We start from the raw sequence: 17,064 nt of genomic DNA on the forward strand, positions 1-17,064 counted from the left end.
AAAAGAGCCGGAATTTCAAAGCAGATGTTTTCTAAAATTGGGCGTTTAAGAAAGTACCTTGATAGAGCAATTTAGAGGGGGTAGGGACAAGAGGCGCACTTATGGAAAGAACGTTTACTCCGGGTTTCAAATCAGTGAGAGGCCCAAGAGTGGGAAATCTGCTTTTCCTTTGGTTTTTGTAGAAATCCCAATCCACAGTAATGGGATTTCCTTCTTCATCGGCTATGCTTTGTTCGGCGTTTGGGATAACACCAACAAGCTCCTGGTTAATAGTTGGGGTTTCGAAATCAGAGTAGGTGCTATCTAGAGTAATAGTAAGTGTGGCTGCCTCTGAATTAAACTTCAGACTATGTGAAAATGTCCGTTCCCTGTAAATCGCGAATTCATGGCTATCTCCCGGAGTAGCACCCCCTGCATAAAGGTTATGAGAAATCTTATTCCCGGTTCCCGTTTGGGGTCCGAATTCATAAGGGCCTTTTGCACCCAAAAAAATATTGTTATACATCTGGTTGTATTCTATCTCAACCGGGATGCCCATATTGGTTCTTATTGTAGAATGTGGTTTAAGTGTATACGCTCTTCGGGCTCCTGAACCCTCATTATCAAACTCCTGGATCCTGAAATCAAAATTACTGTTAACAAATAAGTTATGAGCGAAAATGGAACCTCCTGAGTACACCATAATGGCTCCTTCTTTCTTATCAATAATCACGTTGTTATCAACCAGGGTAGGGCCGACATTTGCTTCAAGGAATAATGCAGTAGTTGTTTGACGATCTGCATATAGGAAATTTCTCGTGATCCTTGTTCCCTGGTTCGCATAATCAATCCAAATACAATAGGCCTGAGAGTTATTACTTTGATTAGCAACTACCCGCTGAATGGCATTATGCTCAATAAGTACATCCGAAGAATTCCAAATTTTTATACCTGCGGGTTCATACCCTCCAAATTCATTACGGTAGTTAATTGCTTCAATTCGGTTTCCGGAAATCTCACTACGGGAAATTCCTTTTTGCCCTGCAATACCATACTGACCATTCTTGTGGATGTAATTATTACGAATGACATGATCTCCAAACTGAGTAACATCTTCAAAAGAAGATTCCGGCCCATCATTTTCTCCAAACATAATACCAGCTGTTTTTGAGTAGGCTATTTCGGAGTTCTCTACGATCCAGCCTTTGCCCATGTTAGAACCCACTGCACCAACCTGTATAAGTCTGTTAGGATCATTATCCCCGGTATTGGGAGCCTGCCAGTTTGGAGCTGCATGAAGAAACCTAAAGCCATCAATCGTTAAGTAATTGACATCTGTATCGGTAGCGAAAAAAATCAATTCCCTTACATTGATTTCTACAAGCTCTGTGTTCGGATTGTAGTCTACAAAATTGGCATAGATAGTTGTTTTCCCATTTTCTGTTTTGGTATACCAGGTGTAGGTAGTTTCTTGTACTTCTCGTAGAGTTTTTCTTTCGCCAAGAGGACTATTGTTGAGATATACATCTCCACGGGTATGCCACTGGCCGTAGTTTTGATAGTCACCATTTACATGTAGGATATAAGGGTTATATCCATTAAAGTAAGAGGTGTCAAACTCTGCCTTCCAAAGCTTGTCTCTGGTTGGAACCCATCGGTTGACTTCTTGAGAGCCTTTGATAAATACAGTTTCGCCTTCTGCCGATTTAAAAGTAACTCGCTCTTCATCAGAGTTACCCCCTATCGGAGGATTGACATATTCCCTATAGGTACCTTCATGAACGATAATGCTTTGTCCGGGTTGAACAATTTCGGCTGCTCTTTGAATAGTTAGAAGGGGGGATTCTTTTGATCCGGAGTTTGAATCGTTTCCGGTTTTGGAAACATGAATCTGGGCATAACCAGCTTGCATACAATTCAAAAGAAGGATAAGAAGAATCAGTAATCGAATCATTTTTGAGCAATAAGCATCACATTTCTGGAGTCTGGGTCAAAGCGATGAACCAGGTTGAATCCCGCTTCTTTCAGCCATTCGAGGAAGTTATCGTTAATGGCAGGAAAATCGAAATTTCTCATGTGATTATAAATAAGCTCCTTATCAGAGTCAGAAATCATAGTCCATTTTGTGGCAATATGTTCTATGTATTCTTCAAGATATTCTTCTCTCGATAGTTTTTGATCTCGCATGATATCAATAGCAATAAAGATTCCTCCTTCTCGCAAATGATTATAAAAACCCCTGAGTAACTCTTTCTTTCCGTGGTCATCTAAATGGTGGATAGCAAAACTACTATAGATTAATCCGAATGTGGTATCCTCTTTTTTTATAGAAGATTCCATTGGGCCTTGAACAAGTTTCACTTCTGTCTTTAAAGCATGAAGATTTTCTTTTGCTATAGACAAAGCCTGGGAAGACATGTCGTATCCGGTAAAGGAGTTGACGGATATATTTTTTAAGAGATTGGAAAGCATATAAGCATCGCCACAGCCAGCATCCAGAACATTGAATGGGGAAGAGAAACGGTGCTTTCTCAGAAATCGAAAGATTTTTTGCGAAAGGTTATGGTGGAACATATAGTTTTGTTCCAGTATTTCTTGATATATCCGCCAATTTCTAGCAAATATTTCTGTCGAAGCAGTATTCATTGGTAAATAGAGAAAATATTATTCAGTGTTGTACTGAAATCCATTTCCATTCTCGGTTTAAACGCTTCTCCTGTAAGCATTTCGAATAATTCAGCATATCTACTAAAAACTTCCAGTCGAAATTGGTCGGGGAGATCAGGTAGGGTTTGTCCTTCTAAACCCTGGAATTGATGCTCCATGAGCCATTCTCTCAGAAATTCTTTGGATAATTGCTTTTGAGGATCTTTTGCAAGCTGTCGCTCCTCATAACCTCCCAGGTAGAAATATCGAGAAGAATCGGTTGTATGGACTTCATCAATTAATGTAAGTTCCCCATTGTAAATTCCAAACTCATATTTTGTATCCACAAGAATCAATCCTTGTTTCTCTGCTATCTGAGTACCTCTTTCAAATAGTTGGAATGCTTTTTCTCTGATTTCACTCCATAATGATGGTTCCACTATACCTCGCTCCAATATTTCTTTTTCAGAGATATCCTCGTCATGACCTTCAGTTGCTTTGGTAGCGGGTGTGAGAATGGGAGCTGGAAAACGATCATGTTCGTTCATCCCATCAGGAAGGGGGACTCCGCAAAGTTCCTTAATTCCTGCTTTATAAGTTCTCCAGGCATGACCAGTTAAATAGCCTCGAATGACTACCTCAATGGGAACGGGGGAGCACTTTTTGGCAATAGTAACATTTGGATGAGGTACATCAATGATATGTGTGGGTACAATGTCCTTTACCTTGTCGAATGAAAAAGCAGCAAGCTGGTTCAAAATCTGACCTTTGAACGGAATAGCTTGCTTCATGATGTAATCAAAAGCAGAGATACGGTCGGTTACTACGATTCCCAATGTATCAGCATCAAGCTCGTACACTTCACGAACTTTTCCTTTATAAGGTGTTTTTCCTTCTACTGATGTTTCAGTAATACAATAGGCGAGTGCGTCTTCGGTTGAGAAAGGATAATTACCCATCCACTTTATTAGTTGATCCGCGTTCTACAAGAATCGGGTTAATAGAAGTTTGGAAAAGATTATCGTCTGGATCCTTAATGATTGCTGATAACCTGGATGTTGCCTGAATACCAATTGTATGCATTTGCTGATCGATAGTAGTTAGATCAAGGTATTTGCTAAGTTTGATATTATCATAACCCATCAAGGCAATATCGGTGGGTACTTTCATTCCAAGGCGGGATAATGCATGCAAAGCTCCTAAAGCCTGTGTATCGTTTACACAAAAAACAGCATCAGGATATTTACCCATCTTGTCATATTTCTCTATAGCTTCAAAACCTGCCTCTTCAGTAAACCCTGCATGCTTGGTGGTTTCGCCAGTAACGAAGAGCTCCTTATCGATCTTCATTTTATAATTCTTTAGTGCGTCTTTGAAACCTCTTTCTCGTTCTGAAGAAGATCTTGTTTTAACAGGAGTGGAAATCATACCGATATTTTCAAAGCCTTTTTTGACAAGGTGCTCACCCGCCATATAGCCACCCTGGTAGTCATTTACCATAAAATAATTATAGGAGGGGTGCGAAGCATTTACGAGAACCACAGGAACATGAGTAGATTGTAAGTGCTTATGGATAGTTTCGCTGACATCTATAGATAATAGTATAAGTGCATCCGCAGTACCTCTATCAAAAAAATTAATCACTGCGTCTTCAGGATCTTTTGAGCCAGTATTATAGAGAATGATATCGAGATCCATTTTTTTGATCTCATCTTTAACTCCTTTTAAAACCTCATTGAAAAAAGGAGTGGTGAAAGAAGGAACTGCCACAGCAAGCATTTGGGGTTCCTTACTGGCTAGTTTACGCGCACTTACCTGAGGCCTAAAATTAAGGTCATCGATTGATTTCTGTACTTTTTCCTTAGTCTCATCTGACACATTCGGGGAATCATTTAACACCCTTGATACTGTAGAAATTGCAACGCCGGCATTCTTCGCTACATCGTATATGGTTATTTTCTTACTCATAATCCGTGCGTGTATATTCTAAATTTCTTTAAAGTTTTGTCCTTTATTTGGGCAAAATTTGTTTCAATGCACATAATACTCATCTTATGTTGAATATGTAATTGATTTCAAAAAATTATTTATTTCTTCATGAATGGAACTTTTACCATCTTTTTTTCGATTTAAGATTTCATGAGTACAATACTACGTATCCCATATTCAGTTATAAGACCCATTTACGAGAGAACGTCATTTCATCGCTCGGTAATTGAGGAGATTAATGATATAGAGCTCAAGCCAGCCTATTCGCATTGCAGGGCTATCACTAAGTTTTATGCAAAAACCTTCTATATGGCTACCCGTTTTCTACCAAATGAAAAGCAGCGTGGTATTTTCGCTATTTATGGGTTATGTAGATACCTAGACAATTTAGTAGATGATGCTATTGATCTTTCCGACTATTCATCAGTCTCACTTTCGCAGGTAGATGAAAAGCTTGAAGATTTCAAATGTCGTCTCATTTCGGTTTATAATGGATACCAGGGTGATGATCCCATATTAATTGCGTTCTCAGATACCCTTAAAACGTATCATATCCCCATTGATCTTCCATTCTTATTGATTGATGGCGTTAGAAGCGATCTGGAGAAAAATAGATTCAGGAATTTCCAGGAGGTTTATGATTACTCCTACAAGGTAGCATCAGTAGTCGGTTTGATGACAAGCCGAGTATTTGGGTATAGTAACGACTCAGCTTTAGAGCATGCAGTAGACTTAGGTATTGCGATGCAGTTAACCAATATTTTAAGAGATATTGGAGAAGATTTGGAAAGAGATAGGATTTACATCCCTGCTGATGAATTGAAGATGTTTGGCGTAAGTGAAAAAGAATTATTCAATCATGAAGTATCAGAGAATTTCATTTCTATGATGAAATTTCAGATCGATAGGGCACGAAAGTATTACGAAAGCGCAGACAAGGGGATAGAAATGCTAAATCGCGATAGTCGTTTGCCTGTGTACCTGGCTCGTTATAATTATGGTCGAATCTTAGATAAGATTGAGGAAAATGATTACAACGTTTTTGATGAGAGAGCTTTTCTTAGCGGGTTTGAAAAATTTTCAATCCTTCCGCAAATCTTCGTTAAAATGAGAGCAGCCAGCTAAGCTTCTATTGGTGCTTTTTTAACGAATTCGATACTATTGGGAAAAAACTATCCCATGCCAAAAATCAATAAAGTTTTAATCGCGAATCGAGGAGAAATTGCAGTTCGTGTAATTCATACATGCAAAGAACTTGGAATCAAGAGTGTCGCCGTTTATTCACGACCAGATGCACAAGCTCCTCATGTACAACTCGCTGATGAATCTGTATTTATAGGGGAAGCTGCTTCTTCTGAAAGCTATTTGGTAATGGATAAAATTATTGATGCGGTTAAGCTCACCGGAGCTGATGCTGTACACCCTGGGTATGGTTTTTTGAGTGAGAATGCTGAATTCTCCAAACGCTGCAAAGAAGAAGGGATCATCTTTATTGGTCCAGACCCTAAGGCGATTTCGTTAATGGGGGATAAAACTTCAGCACGTGAGTTAATGACAGAGGTTGGTATTCCAACGCCTCCGGGATTAAAAAGTACCCTCCAGAGCATCGAAGAAGCCAGGGAAGTTGCCTTAGATATAGGGTTCCCTATTTTGATTAAAGCCTCAGCCGGTGGTGGTGGTAAAGGAATGAGGATCGTCCATGAGGAATCTGAATTTGAATCAAGTATCAAAGCAGCAAAATCTGAAGCCAGGAATGCTTTTGGTGACGACCGGGTGTACATCGAGAAATACTTAGAAGAGCCACGCCATATCGAATTTCAAATAATGGCGGATACTCATGGGAACATAGTTCATGTGTATGACAGGGAGTGCTCAATTCAGCGCAGGCATCAAAAAGTAATTGAAGAAGCTCCAAGTGTATTATTAACTCCCGAACTGAGAGAAGAAATGGGAAAAGCGGCAGTTAAAGCAGCTGAAGCTTGTGATTATGTTGGTGCTGGGACGATTGAATTTCTCGTTGATAAGCATATGAATTTCTATTTCCTAGAGATGAATACCCGGTTACAGGTAGAACATCCGGTCACAGAAATGATTTCAGGGATTGATCTTGTAGCAGCTCAGATAGCTGTAGCTGAGGGTAAAAAACTGGAATTCACTCAAGATGATATCAAGAAGAAAGGGCATGCTATTGAGTGCAGGATCTATGCGGAAGATCCTGAGAATAATTTCCTGCCGAGTACCGGTCTTTTATCAAAACACAGAGTGCCTTCCGGAACAGGTGTTCGAGTTGATGCCGGAGTTGAGGAGGGGCAGGAGGTAACGATCAACTATGATCCTATGATTTCAAAGCTTACTGTTTACGGAAATGATCGTGAGGATGCCCGGAAGAAAATGCTAAGAGCTCTAGATGAATATGAGATAGCAGGTTGCAAGACAACGATTCCGTTTTGTGAATACACGTTAGAACATGAAGCCTTTATTTCAGGGAAATATGATACCCATTTTGTAAAGGATCATTTTAGTCCACAGGATTTAAGTAATACTGTTTCTAATGACATCATAGCTTTAGCTGGTACACTTCTTAAACTTCAAGAAACGGCAGAACCACAACAAGCACCTATCACAATGGGTGAAGGGTCATCCGAATGGTGGAGAAATCGCCGCTAGATAAATGGATACATCAAAACAGAAGCTCTTCGATCAGCTAAAAAAACTAGACACAGAGCAGCGCAACCCAAATACAATGTCTATAGATTTGGCTTCGTCGAGCGAAATTGTAGCATTAATCAATCAAGAGGATAAAAAGGTTGCTGATGCTGTATCTCTGAAGATCGATGAAATTTCGAAAGCAGTTGATATAGTAAGTGACAGTTTTCACATAGGAGGGCGCTTACTGTATTTTGGAGCAGGGACAAGTGGCAGATTAGGAGTCTTAGACGCTGCAGAATGCCCTCCAACTTTTGGTTCTGATCCAAGTCAGGTTGAAGGCTTTATTGCTGGTGGAAAAGAAGCGATGTTTGTCGCACAGGAAGGAGCAGAAGACTCAGAGCTTGTTGGAGAGAATGATTTAGTGGGTAGCAAAGCTTCTAAAATTGATGTTGTCTGTGGACTTGCTGCAAGTGGAAGAACTCCCTATGTACTTGGAGTAATCAAAAAAGCAAAGGAACTAGGCATTTCAACTATTCTAATTACTACGGTACCTAAAGACCAATTAAGTGTTCTGGGTGATATTACTATTGATGTTCCTGTTGGGCCTGAAGTGATAATGGGCAGCACTAGAATGAAAAGTGGAAGTGCCCAGAAAATGGTTCTCAATATGATTACTACTGGAGCTTTTATATTACAGGGAAAGATTCTTGAAAATGTAATGGTGGATCTCAAACTCACAAACAAAAAACTTGTAGAGAGAGCAAAACGAATCATCATGAATTTTGGTAAGGTAGATTATGATACTGCTACCTCTTTTCTGGATAAGTCGGGCAGCCATGTTAAAACAGCTCTTGTAATGATTTTGTCAGGTGTAGATAAAAAGGAAGCGGAATCATTACTAAAAACGCATAATGGTTTCATAAGAAAAGCGATTGAGAATTGAGATATGAATAAGGTTTTGTTCAGTATTTTTGTTTGGACTTATTATGTAGTACTATTTTTACTTTTCTTCGTCCTTATTCTAGCCACTTTTATTCTCACTTTCCCATTCGACAGGTACCAAAAAATACCCAATAAAGTACTCGGAATGATGGCCTGGTGCTTAATGCATGTGAGTCCTGGGTGGAAAATTACCATTGAAGGGCAAGAAAAATATGATCCTTCTAAGCCTACTATTTTCATAGCCAATCACGAGAGTTTTCTGGACATACCACTTCTTTTTCAACTCCCTTGGAAAATGAAATGGGTAGTAAAGCATAGTATGACATTTATACCGGTAATGGGCTGGATGGTAAAGTTAACAGGGCAGCTTACGATAAATAGAGGTAGCAAAGGGGCCCTCAAAAAACTATCGAATCTAGTAAACCCGTTAAAAGATTTGGTTCCCGTTATGATATTTCCTGAAGGAACACGTTCAATGGATGGTAACTTACAATCGTTCAAAAATGGTGCTTTTTTACTAGCTATGGAACACAGTTTTCAGATTCAGCCAATTGTTGTCGACGGGCCTTATGAAGTGCTTATTTCAGGATCAAAGATGTTAAACCCAGACGGAAATTTTAAAGTGTCAGTTTTGGATGCTATTAATCCTGATGATTTTGACAATATGAACGCACTAAAATCCCATTGCCGAACGATTATACTTGAGGAAAAAGAAAGATTGGAATCTTCTTGAAAAAAGAAGTTATAGATATCATCGTTTCACAAACCCACTATCAACACAGAATAATGGGGTGTATAATAGTGGCTCAGCTAATTATGATATCTGTATTTAAATTCTGGCCGGAACAGGAAATCAAAAAACCAGCTTTTATTATTCCAGATAATGAGGCCATTATTGTCGAAGAGATGATAGTAACCAGGCAGGCAAATGCCCCAGCTTCTCCTCCAAAACCCCAGGTTCCGATACCAGTACCTACTTATGAAGTGATTGAAGATGAAATCCTGGATTTTCCAGAGATGGATGATTTTCAAAATGCTGATCCGTTGAGTGAATCAATTACAACGGGTCAAAGAGGAGACGAAGAACGGATTTCTGGTAACCCTGATCGTCCTCCCAGAGTGACTAAGATTTTTGAACCTATTGTACCTGAAGAGGCAAAAGAAGCCAGTATAAAAGCCATAATTTTTGTGAATTTTCTTGTAAACAGAGATGGTAGTGTAAAAGAGGCCTATGTTTCAGAAGTACGACTTTACGATGATAAAGGAGAGAACTACGAAGTCGTTCAGAGTATCAGGTATGGATTGATCGAAGCAAGTCTTGAAGCTGCCTATAAATGGAGGTTCCGCCCGGCTACAGAAGGAGGAGAGAAGGTAGGAGCCTATGCTCAGAATTCATTTACTTTTGGTTTTTAAAGGGAATTATTTTCGCTGATTGTAGATTAAAAGTTTAATCAACAAAATTAATGATATGGCCTCTGTACTACTGTTTCTATTCGCGATCTCATTTAGTAACGACCAGATTCATCTTGAAAAGCAGATTCTTGAAGATGGTCGCTTCATGGAATTAAATGAAAATTACGAAGCGGCACTTCAGATATGGGAATCTGCTAAAGAAAGATTAGATAAACCTAGTATAGAAATTGCTCTCAATTATATCCGCGTTTCAACCGAGCATGATATGAGGGGCTATTATGAGTCGGCTTCGGATCTTTATAAATGGGCGTTATCTGCTGACTCAATAGAGAACAAAGATATTGCAATTTGGGAATTAGAACTTTCTATGGTCGAACCCATAATGTCTCAAGAGCTTCAAAAGAATCTGAGAAATTACCTTTCTCAAAATGATCCAGACTTTTTTGAATACTTAAATGGATTCTGGAAGCAAATAGATCCAACACCTTTTACAGAATACAACGAGCGTTTAATCGAGCATTGGCAACGTATAGCTTATGCTCGTGCTAACTATGACAGAAACGAAAATACAGTTTATAATACCGATGATAGGGGGCTTGAGTACATTAGATATGGACCTCCTTTAAAAAAAAGAACCGGTGTTTTAAGGGTGTCTCAATCTGATATAGAGAAAACATGCAATATCTTGAGTGCATGTGATCCTGATGTAATGCGATCGGTTATCTTTGGAATGGACCCAACTCCATATTATGAAGTATGGATTTATAACAGGTTCAATACTGAAATGCGGGATAATTTAGTATTAATATTTGGGGAATCTCCCTTTGGTTTGAGGCGTCTTAACTCTATAGATGATCTAATTCCTAATCAGGCATTTAGTTTTGGAAAGAGGTTTGACCATCCCACTCTGGCTGGATTTGAGTTGGAAGCTGGAGTAATTAGTCCCGGTATGGTTTTCCAATATGTGTACTACACAAAGCTTGCTAGTTTGGATATGTACTTTGGAAGATTTGCCTCTGAAATGAATATGAATTGGGATGCATCTAGTCCGACCAGTCTTGCGAGGTTAGGACCACATTTAGGGCCTGTACTTAATCAAGAAGCGGATTTAGCAATAAGATTGGCAAGAAATGCAGCTCCTGAGCAAGTTACCTCAACATCAAACATGATTCGAAATATTGATATAAAGATATATCCGTATCGATTTCTTGGTGTAAATGGCCAACCTTATTATGCCACATTTTTAGAAAGTCAACCTCATCGAGCCTTTGTAGAAGACTTAAGTTCGAACGATGAAATTATGATGCCAGAGGGTACATTATTTGAAGAAGCTTTTCAGCAATATGAGCTTTTGCATGGCATTCAAATTCTTGACGAAGTTGGAAATGTACGCACTCAGTCCAGAATCCAATCAGAACTGGTAGTAACGGGTGAAGAAGAAAGTGCCCCCAGTTACTCTGTGTTCACAATACCGTATGTGAGTGATGAAAATAAAATCATCTTTCAAGCAGAGCTTCATAATAGAAATACTGAAACCAACCCGAAGCTTAATACAGCTTTTTCCAGTTCATTGCGAGGCTTAGGTAAAATTGATTATGAACTACCCGGTCCTCTCGAAAATGATCCGGAAGAGTTAGTATTGGGTGATATAATCTTTGGATATGATCTGGACTATGATTCAGAATTAAATACCCTAGTTCCTTTTGTAGTTTCTCACGAACGCATGATTCCCAAGGGTAAAGCACTGGCGCTTCATTTCCAGTTATACAATTTGATCCCAACTGAAGGACTAAGTGAATTTCAGCTAAAATATGAGATCACCAGAGATAGGGGATTTGAATGGTTAAGAGGGAAGGAAAGGGAGGTAAGTCTGGAAGTAGGGTTTCAAACCCGCGGTTCCAGGTTTGTGGACAACCTGGAAATTCAAACCCGTGACCTGGAACCTGGCGACTATACACTTTCTGTTGTATTCACGGACTTAAATACTCAGAAAAGAGTAGAAAAAGATTTAAGCTTTAAAGTGATTTCTTCTGATTAGAGTAGAAATTGTACTAATTGTATTGATAACAGAACTTATTACTTCTATATTTGTCGCCCTTCAAAAGGAGAGGTGCCGGAGTGGTCGAACGGGCTCGCCTGGAAAGCGTGTGTGCCTCACAAGGGTACCGAGGGTTCGAATCCCTCCCTCTCCGCTCTACTTTGCCAAGGCTTTGTAGAGCAGACTCAGTCAGGAAAATCGACCAAGAGTCTTTTTTAAACTGTATTTATAACACCCTATTGTGCAACTGTAAATAATTGGGCTTCAACAAAAAACTGCACATAAAGTTTAGAATTTATCACTACTTTCAAGAAATATTAGAGTAATCTACAGGCATATGGGTAAACATTGAATTGTAAGAATTTAATTTGCATTCAGGATCCCCTTTCTTAGGTTTATTAGAATTAACATTTCAAATCAAAACTCAATCAAGTAACAGATGCGTAATTTCAAGCTGTTAGCTTTCTGGTTGTTGGTCTTTGGCACCTTTCTAGGGTGTGAAATACCAAAAGAACCAGATTTTACCACTTCCCAGCGCATAGAAACACCTATTCTTGTTGATAAAGAATATCAGTTTTTAGGCGGTGGCGGATCAGTAGATGTATTGATCGATACAACAGGAAGCGAATTTGATTCGCTTTTTACATTAGATGCAACCGGGTTCATCACTCTTTCTCAGGAACAAGATTTCGAGTTTGGAGATCTAAATGATGCTATTCCTGAAATAACTACCGACCCAACTGATTTTAGCTCAGAAGTAGGTGAGTTGGAGATTGGAAGTTTTTCTTCAGGTGGATCTAGTCTTGGTAGTGCAAGTTTCGAAGAGGTAACAGGCTTAAACCCAGCTTTAGTGCCAGCAGGTACACCAATTCCTGGCGGGACCACTCCAACCCCTGTTAATATCGAAGTAGGTAGCAACACAGATTACTTTGTAAGCGCCACGATTAAACGAGGAGGAGTAGAGGTTACTATTTTTAATAACTTGGGATTTGATATCGCAGAAATTGACATAGACTTGAATTCTGGGGCAACATTTGTGGCTACCGGAACAATAAGTAATGTTGATCATGGAGCTAGCAGTAGTGGCCTAATTCCTTTCTCTGATGGAGATGTGTTAGCTGATATAAATGTCGATATTTCAGTTACCTGGAATGCTCAGAATACTCAGGCTAATCCTGGAGAAATGGATGTTGAAGATATTCAGGGTGTAGATCTTGTAGCTTCTGCTGTTGAAGCAGCACTTACCCCTCAACGATTTGTTACCAGTAGTACAACTGAATTTGATGACACTGAATTTGTGTTCTCTTCACCTAACCATTATATGGAGATGGAATCTGGAACTATAGTTATAGACCCAATCGTAAATGGTATAGATTTAACTCTTGATACTTTATTAATAAGTTTTCCTGAGATTCGACAAGGCCCCAGCTATCTGCCTGGTGATTCCTTGGTAATTGAATATGTTGCAGGTAATGACCAGGTCTTAAGGAGCAGTACTTCAAATGCTAAGAATATTGATTTAGCTGGATACAGAATATTCGCTTTCAATAATGAGGTACAGTACAATATTGTAGCTATCACTGAAAATACACAAGAAACTGATCCATCAGATCAAAACCGTATTATCACAGAAACAGATGAAGTTTCATCCAGAGTAGTAATTAATAATCTGACTATAGCAGAAGCTTTTGGAGATATTTTACCTCAAACCGTAATACTTGGTGATGACGTTGGAGATGATGGTATTATTGATGTCTTCAATGATACTGAGGCAGAAATAACAGATATAGATGGTCTTGAAGACCTCTCTTCTCAGGTTGATGGTCTTGAGTTCACTCAAGCTTCTTTAACCATCAATTATACTTCAAATATTGAGGTTCCTACAACCATTTACGCTTCGTTTGTTGGTACAAATGGGGATGGCGATGAAGTGTATTTAAGTGGGAAAGCTGGAACAGTTACTGAGGTGGATATAGTAGATCCAATAAGTGGCCTTGAAGCTAATGGTGTTCAATTGCAACCTGATCAAATGATAAAGTTTGAATTGGAAACCTATGATGCGGTTACGAATCCTGGGCCATTTTCACTTACTTTTGATTCTACCAATTCAACAGTGAACCAGTTTTTAAATAACCTTCCAAACCAAATAAGGTTTATTGGTAAATCTTTAGTAAATGAAGATGGTACGGAAGCAACAATCAGTACTCCATTGGAATTTGATCCAATGATTTCTGTAAACCTTCCTTTAGCATTTAGCACAAGTAGTGCAGCAACTTTTTCTGATACAACAGAAACATCTGATCTTCAAGATTTACCAGATGAAAATGATGATCTTAGGATTACACAAGGTCTATTGAACATCAATTACAGCAATGGTTTGCCACTTGGGGTAGATTTAAGTTTAATTTTATTAGATGAGAACGGAGCTGAAGTTACTACACTTCCGATCGACGCATCAGCTGGTGAGAGGTACGAGTTACTGGGTGCACAAGTTGACGCAATAACACGCTTTGCTACAATGAGTACCAATGGTAGTATTCAAATAGCTCTTACAGAACAGCAGTTACTCGACTTATCTGATACTGCTTCAATTGTTATTGAAGCTGAGCTTAGGACTACTAGTAATGAAGAGGTCAAATTCAGAGCAACTGATGCCATTCGAATCAGTGTTAGTGCACAAATCACTATCGAAAACACTGTAAACTAAGGAAGCAGACCATGAAAAATTTAAGATTCATTTTCACGATCGCATTTGCTCTTTCGGCTGCTTCTTTAGTAGCGCAAAGCAGGCATTATAATTCAACTACCCTTGGTATGGGAGGTGGAGGTACCGCATTTATTGATGGTTACCATGCTAATTTCCTAAACCCAGCAAACTTAATGCTTGATGACGGACGAAAGCCCAAAAGAGAATTAGGGCTAGTTGGTGGAGTAGGAGTGAGAGCCGGAGGTTCTCTTGTAAACCTGGATGTTTACGATCAATATTTAACAAGAGGCTTGAAGATTGAAGGGCAGATCAGGACTGATATGTTAGAAGAATGGTTTGGTTCTGATGTTACCAATACACGTGATTTGTCAACTACTATAGATGTTGTACCTCTTGGGTTTTCTAGTAGGGGGAGGAAGTCTGCTTTTAGTCTTGCTACAAGAGTAAGAACCACTCAAGACCTTACTTTTAACAAGGGATTTGCAGAATTATATTTTTATGGACTTGATTCCGAGCAGTTTGGATCCGGGGTACCTGTAGATTTAAATAGTCGTACGATTTCTTACACCGAAATCTCTATTGGTTATGCAATGAAGTTACCTGTACCACTAACTGGGTTAGTAGAATCTTTGCCCTTCATCAATGGGATTAATTTATATGCAGGTGTAGCTCCAAAATACCTTGTAGGTATGCAATCTGTCGAGCTGGACTTAACTTCAACATTAACGGTTAATCCTGTATCACTAACCAGTAATGGTGGTATTACTCATGATTTTGAGTATTCATTGTATTCCTACGGAGAGCTCTCGGAACAACTTAGAGCGTATTCTTTAGCTCGTGAAGTAGATGAAGATGCAAAACTGGAAGATTATGTCGACTATTCTGGCTCTGATATTGGAACACTAGGATCCGGATTTGGTCTTGATTTGGGTGTTACTGCAGAGCTTGATGTTTCTTTACCAGCACTTGGCTTTTTTGGTAAAAGACAAAAACTTGTATTGGCAATGTCGATTACTGATATGGGTAGTATTACTTATGACGAAACACCTTCTCGCGTAACAGCCTCAGGTTTGGTAACTATTGATGGAGATATTGGTGACCAAGCACCAGGAGATTACTTCGAAGATTTAGCTGATAGTCTTGGCAATGATGTGTATGGAGGATTTACTTCTGAAGACGCAAGTAACCAGAAATATTCATTACCAGGAATGTATAACTTTGGAGCTGCACTTACCCTCGGTAAACTCACTACTACTCTGGATTATGGATTTGGGTTTAATGATGTAGGTACTAACTCAAGAAGAAGTGCACTTACATTAGGAGCTCAATATCGTTTATTAGGGTTTATTCCAATTAGGGTTGGAACCCGCTTAGGAGGTTATTCTTCTGCATCTTACTCTGCGGGGATAGGTCTCGATTTCCGTTTCTTGGAACTTACCGTAGCAGCATCTATGGCTAACAATTCCGGTAGCAATGGGAATTCGGTTACTGCAGCATTTAGCGGTTTAGTAATCCGGTTCTAAGATCGGTTGGATTTTTGAAAGCCTCATTCAGAAATGGATGGGGCTTTTATTTTTTATAGAACCGCTCAATCGAAACTTCTTCAGGCAACGCCTTTCCATGTATCAGAAACTCACTCATTAGCTTAGCAAGGTAAGCTGAATATAAAAGTCCTTTTGAAGCCAGCCCTGTAAATATTGAGCAATTTTGAACCTGATCATTATTTCCCAAAACAGGCATTCGATTAGGAGTAGATACTCTCACACCAGACCATTGAGTTTTAAGTGTGGAGTTTTTCGCTAAAGAGGGGAAAACCTGGCTAAATCTCTTCATTAAATAGTCCAGACCATTTCGGTCAGGGTTTTGATGATCATAATTATGTTCATAAGTACTACCAACAACAAATTCATTACCTGATAATGAGGTGATATATCCCAAGGAGGAAATAGCATGTTCAAAATCTAAGGGAGCCTTTGATTCTAAAACAGCCAATTGCCCTTTTATAGTATGAGTTTTGATTGTATTCCAAAGCGAATGATTATAGATTGAAGAACCAATACAAAAGACAATATGATCAGCCTCAATAGTTCTTCCATCATCAAAGCTAATCTGCCATTTTTGAGTGGAGTTGGTGAGCTGATAGTTCTTGCCAGTGATAAATTTTACTCCCCGGGATTCAAGTAACCTTGCATGATTGAGTAAATAGGTAGGTATATCTACGGTTAATCCAACAGGTAACCATACACCTCCATCAACGCATGAGATGCCTGGATGAAATTCTTTTATTTCTTTTTCATCCATCCATGAAATCCACCCCTCCGGCCAATTATACTCATGAAAATTGCGATGCATTTTTTCTGCGATTTCTTCTTCTTGAGCCGGGCGAAGTACACCACTCTTTCTAAAGAAGAAACTCTGACTTTGTTCGCTAACATACTGGAGGTTCTCTAACACAGCCTGATAACATTCTTCAGCTCTCCATGATAAAGAAGCGAATCGACCACCTGCGGGATTTACTAACCCTAAGGGAGTTCCGGAGGCTCCGCTAGCAATTCCATAAGGGTCAACTACACATGTACTAACTCCATTGGATGAAAGCTCTTTTGCAAGAGTTATACCTGCTAAACCAGCTCCGAGTATGCAATAGTCGATATTTTTGGTAACTCTGTTAATTATCTATATCCATAAAAAAAGGCCTTCT

The 17,064-nt window shown here is 39.2% G+C and carries 13 protein-coding genes and 1 tRNA gene; 9 read left to right on the plus strand and 5 right to left on the minus strand.

The window, feature by feature from the left end; genetic code table 11:
- Positions 1-31 precede the first annotated feature (31 nt).
- Genes ED557_00180 through ED557_00195 form a run of 4 tightly spaced genes read right to left on the minus strand, consistent with a single transcriptional unit; the run spans position 32 to position 4,593 of the window.
- Positions 32-1,933: a DUF1565 domain-containing protein gene (locus tag ED557_00180; GenBank protein RNC85232.1), complete on the minus strand. Its 1,902-nt coding sequence runs from the start codon at positions 1,931-1,933 to the stop codon at positions 32-34.
- Positions 1,930-2,625, minus strand: a complete 696-nt coding sequence (locus ED557_00185; GenBank protein ID RNC85233.1) for a class I SAM-dependent methyltransferase — start codon at positions 2,623-2,625, stop codon at positions 1,930-1,932. Before ED557_00185 ends, ED557_00180 begins: the two co-directional genes overlap by 4 nt.
- Positions 2,622-3,584, minus strand: coding sequence for a phosphoribosylaminoimidazolesuccinocarboxamide synthase (locus tag ED557_00190; protein ID RNC85234.1), 963 nt, complete (start codon positions 3,582-3,584; stop codon positions 2,622-2,624). The genes ED557_00185 and ED557_00190 overlap by 4 nt, the downstream gene beginning before the upstream one ends.
- A complete protein-coding gene (locus tag ED557_00195; protein RNC85235.1) occupies positions 3,577-4,593 on the minus strand; it encodes a LacI family transcriptional regulator in 1,017 nt (338 codons plus the stop codon). Before ED557_00195 ends, ED557_00190 begins: the two co-directional genes overlap by 8 nt.
- 171 nt (positions 4,594-4,764) lie before the next feature.
- Here ED557_00195 and ED557_00200 point away from each other — a divergent pair, with 171 nt between their 5' ends.
- From ED557_00200 to ED557_00240, 9 genes are all read left to right on the plus strand, one after another.
- A complete protein-coding gene (locus tag ED557_00200; protein RNC85236.1) occupies positions 4,765-5,739 on the plus strand; it encodes a phytoene/squalene synthase family protein in 975 nt (324 codons plus the stop codon).
- A 54-nt stretch (positions 5,740-5,793) separates the two neighbouring features.
- Positions 5,794-7,281, plus strand: coding sequence for an acetyl-CoA carboxylase biotin carboxylase subunit (gene accC / locus ED557_00205; protein RNC85237.1), 1,488 nt, complete (start codon positions 5,794-5,796; stop codon positions 7,279-7,281).
- Positions 7,282-7,285: 4 nt separating this feature from the next.
- Positions 7,286-8,206, plus strand: coding sequence for an N-acetylmuramic acid 6-phosphate etherase (gene murQ / locus ED557_00210; protein ID RNC85238.1), 921 nt, complete (start codon positions 7,286-7,288; stop codon positions 8,204-8,206).
- 3 nt (positions 8,207-8,209) lie between these two features.
- Positions 8,210-8,938 carry a 1-acyl-sn-glycerol-3-phosphate acyltransferase gene (locus tag ED557_00215; protein RNC85239.1) on the plus strand — a complete coding sequence of 243 codons (729 nt, stop codon included), beginning with the start codon at positions 8,210-8,212 and terminating at the stop codon, positions 8,936-8,938.
- Positions 8,935-9,618 carry a hypothetical protein gene (locus ED557_00220; GenBank protein RNC85240.1) on the plus strand — a complete coding sequence of 228 codons (684 nt, stop codon included), beginning with the start codon at positions 8,935-8,937 and terminating at the stop codon, positions 9,616-9,618. Before ED557_00215 ends, ED557_00220 begins: the two co-directional genes overlap by 4 nt.
- 55 nt (positions 9,619-9,673) lie before the next feature.
- Positions 9,674-11,656, plus strand: a complete 1,983-nt coding sequence (locus ED557_00225; protein RNC85241.1) for a GWxTD domain-containing protein — start codon at positions 9,674-9,676, stop codon at positions 11,654-11,656.
- 66 nt (positions 11,657-11,722) lie between these two features.
- A tRNA-Ser gene (locus ED557_00230) sits at positions 11,723-11,810 on the plus strand.
- Between the two features lie 285 nt (positions 11,811-12,095).
- Positions 12,096-14,363, plus strand: a complete 2,268-nt coding sequence (locus tag ED557_00235) for a hypothetical protein (protein ID RNC85242.1) — start codon at positions 12,096-12,098, stop codon at positions 14,361-14,363.
- A 107-nt stretch (positions 14,364-14,470) separates the two neighbouring features.
- Entirely contained in the window at positions 14,471-15,886 is a 1,416-nt protein-coding gene (locus tag ED557_00240; GenBank protein RNC86120.1) for a hypothetical protein, read from the plus strand.
- Between the two features lie 46 nt (positions 15,887-15,932).
- Here the strand turns inward: ED557_00240 and ED557_00245 are convergent, their stop codons facing one another.
- The gene (locus ED557_00245; GenBank protein ID RNC85243.1) at positions 15,933-17,039 is read right to left on the minus strand and encodes an FAD-binding oxidoreductase; all 1,107 of its coding nucleotides are present in this window, start codon (positions 17,037-17,039) and stop codon (positions 15,933-15,935) included.
- Between the last annotated feature and the right edge of the window lie 25 nt (positions 17,040-17,064).

Source organism: Balneola sp. (assembly GCA_003712055.1).
Lineage (GTDB): Bacteria > Bacteroidota > Rhodothermia > Balneolales > Balneolaceae > RHLJ01.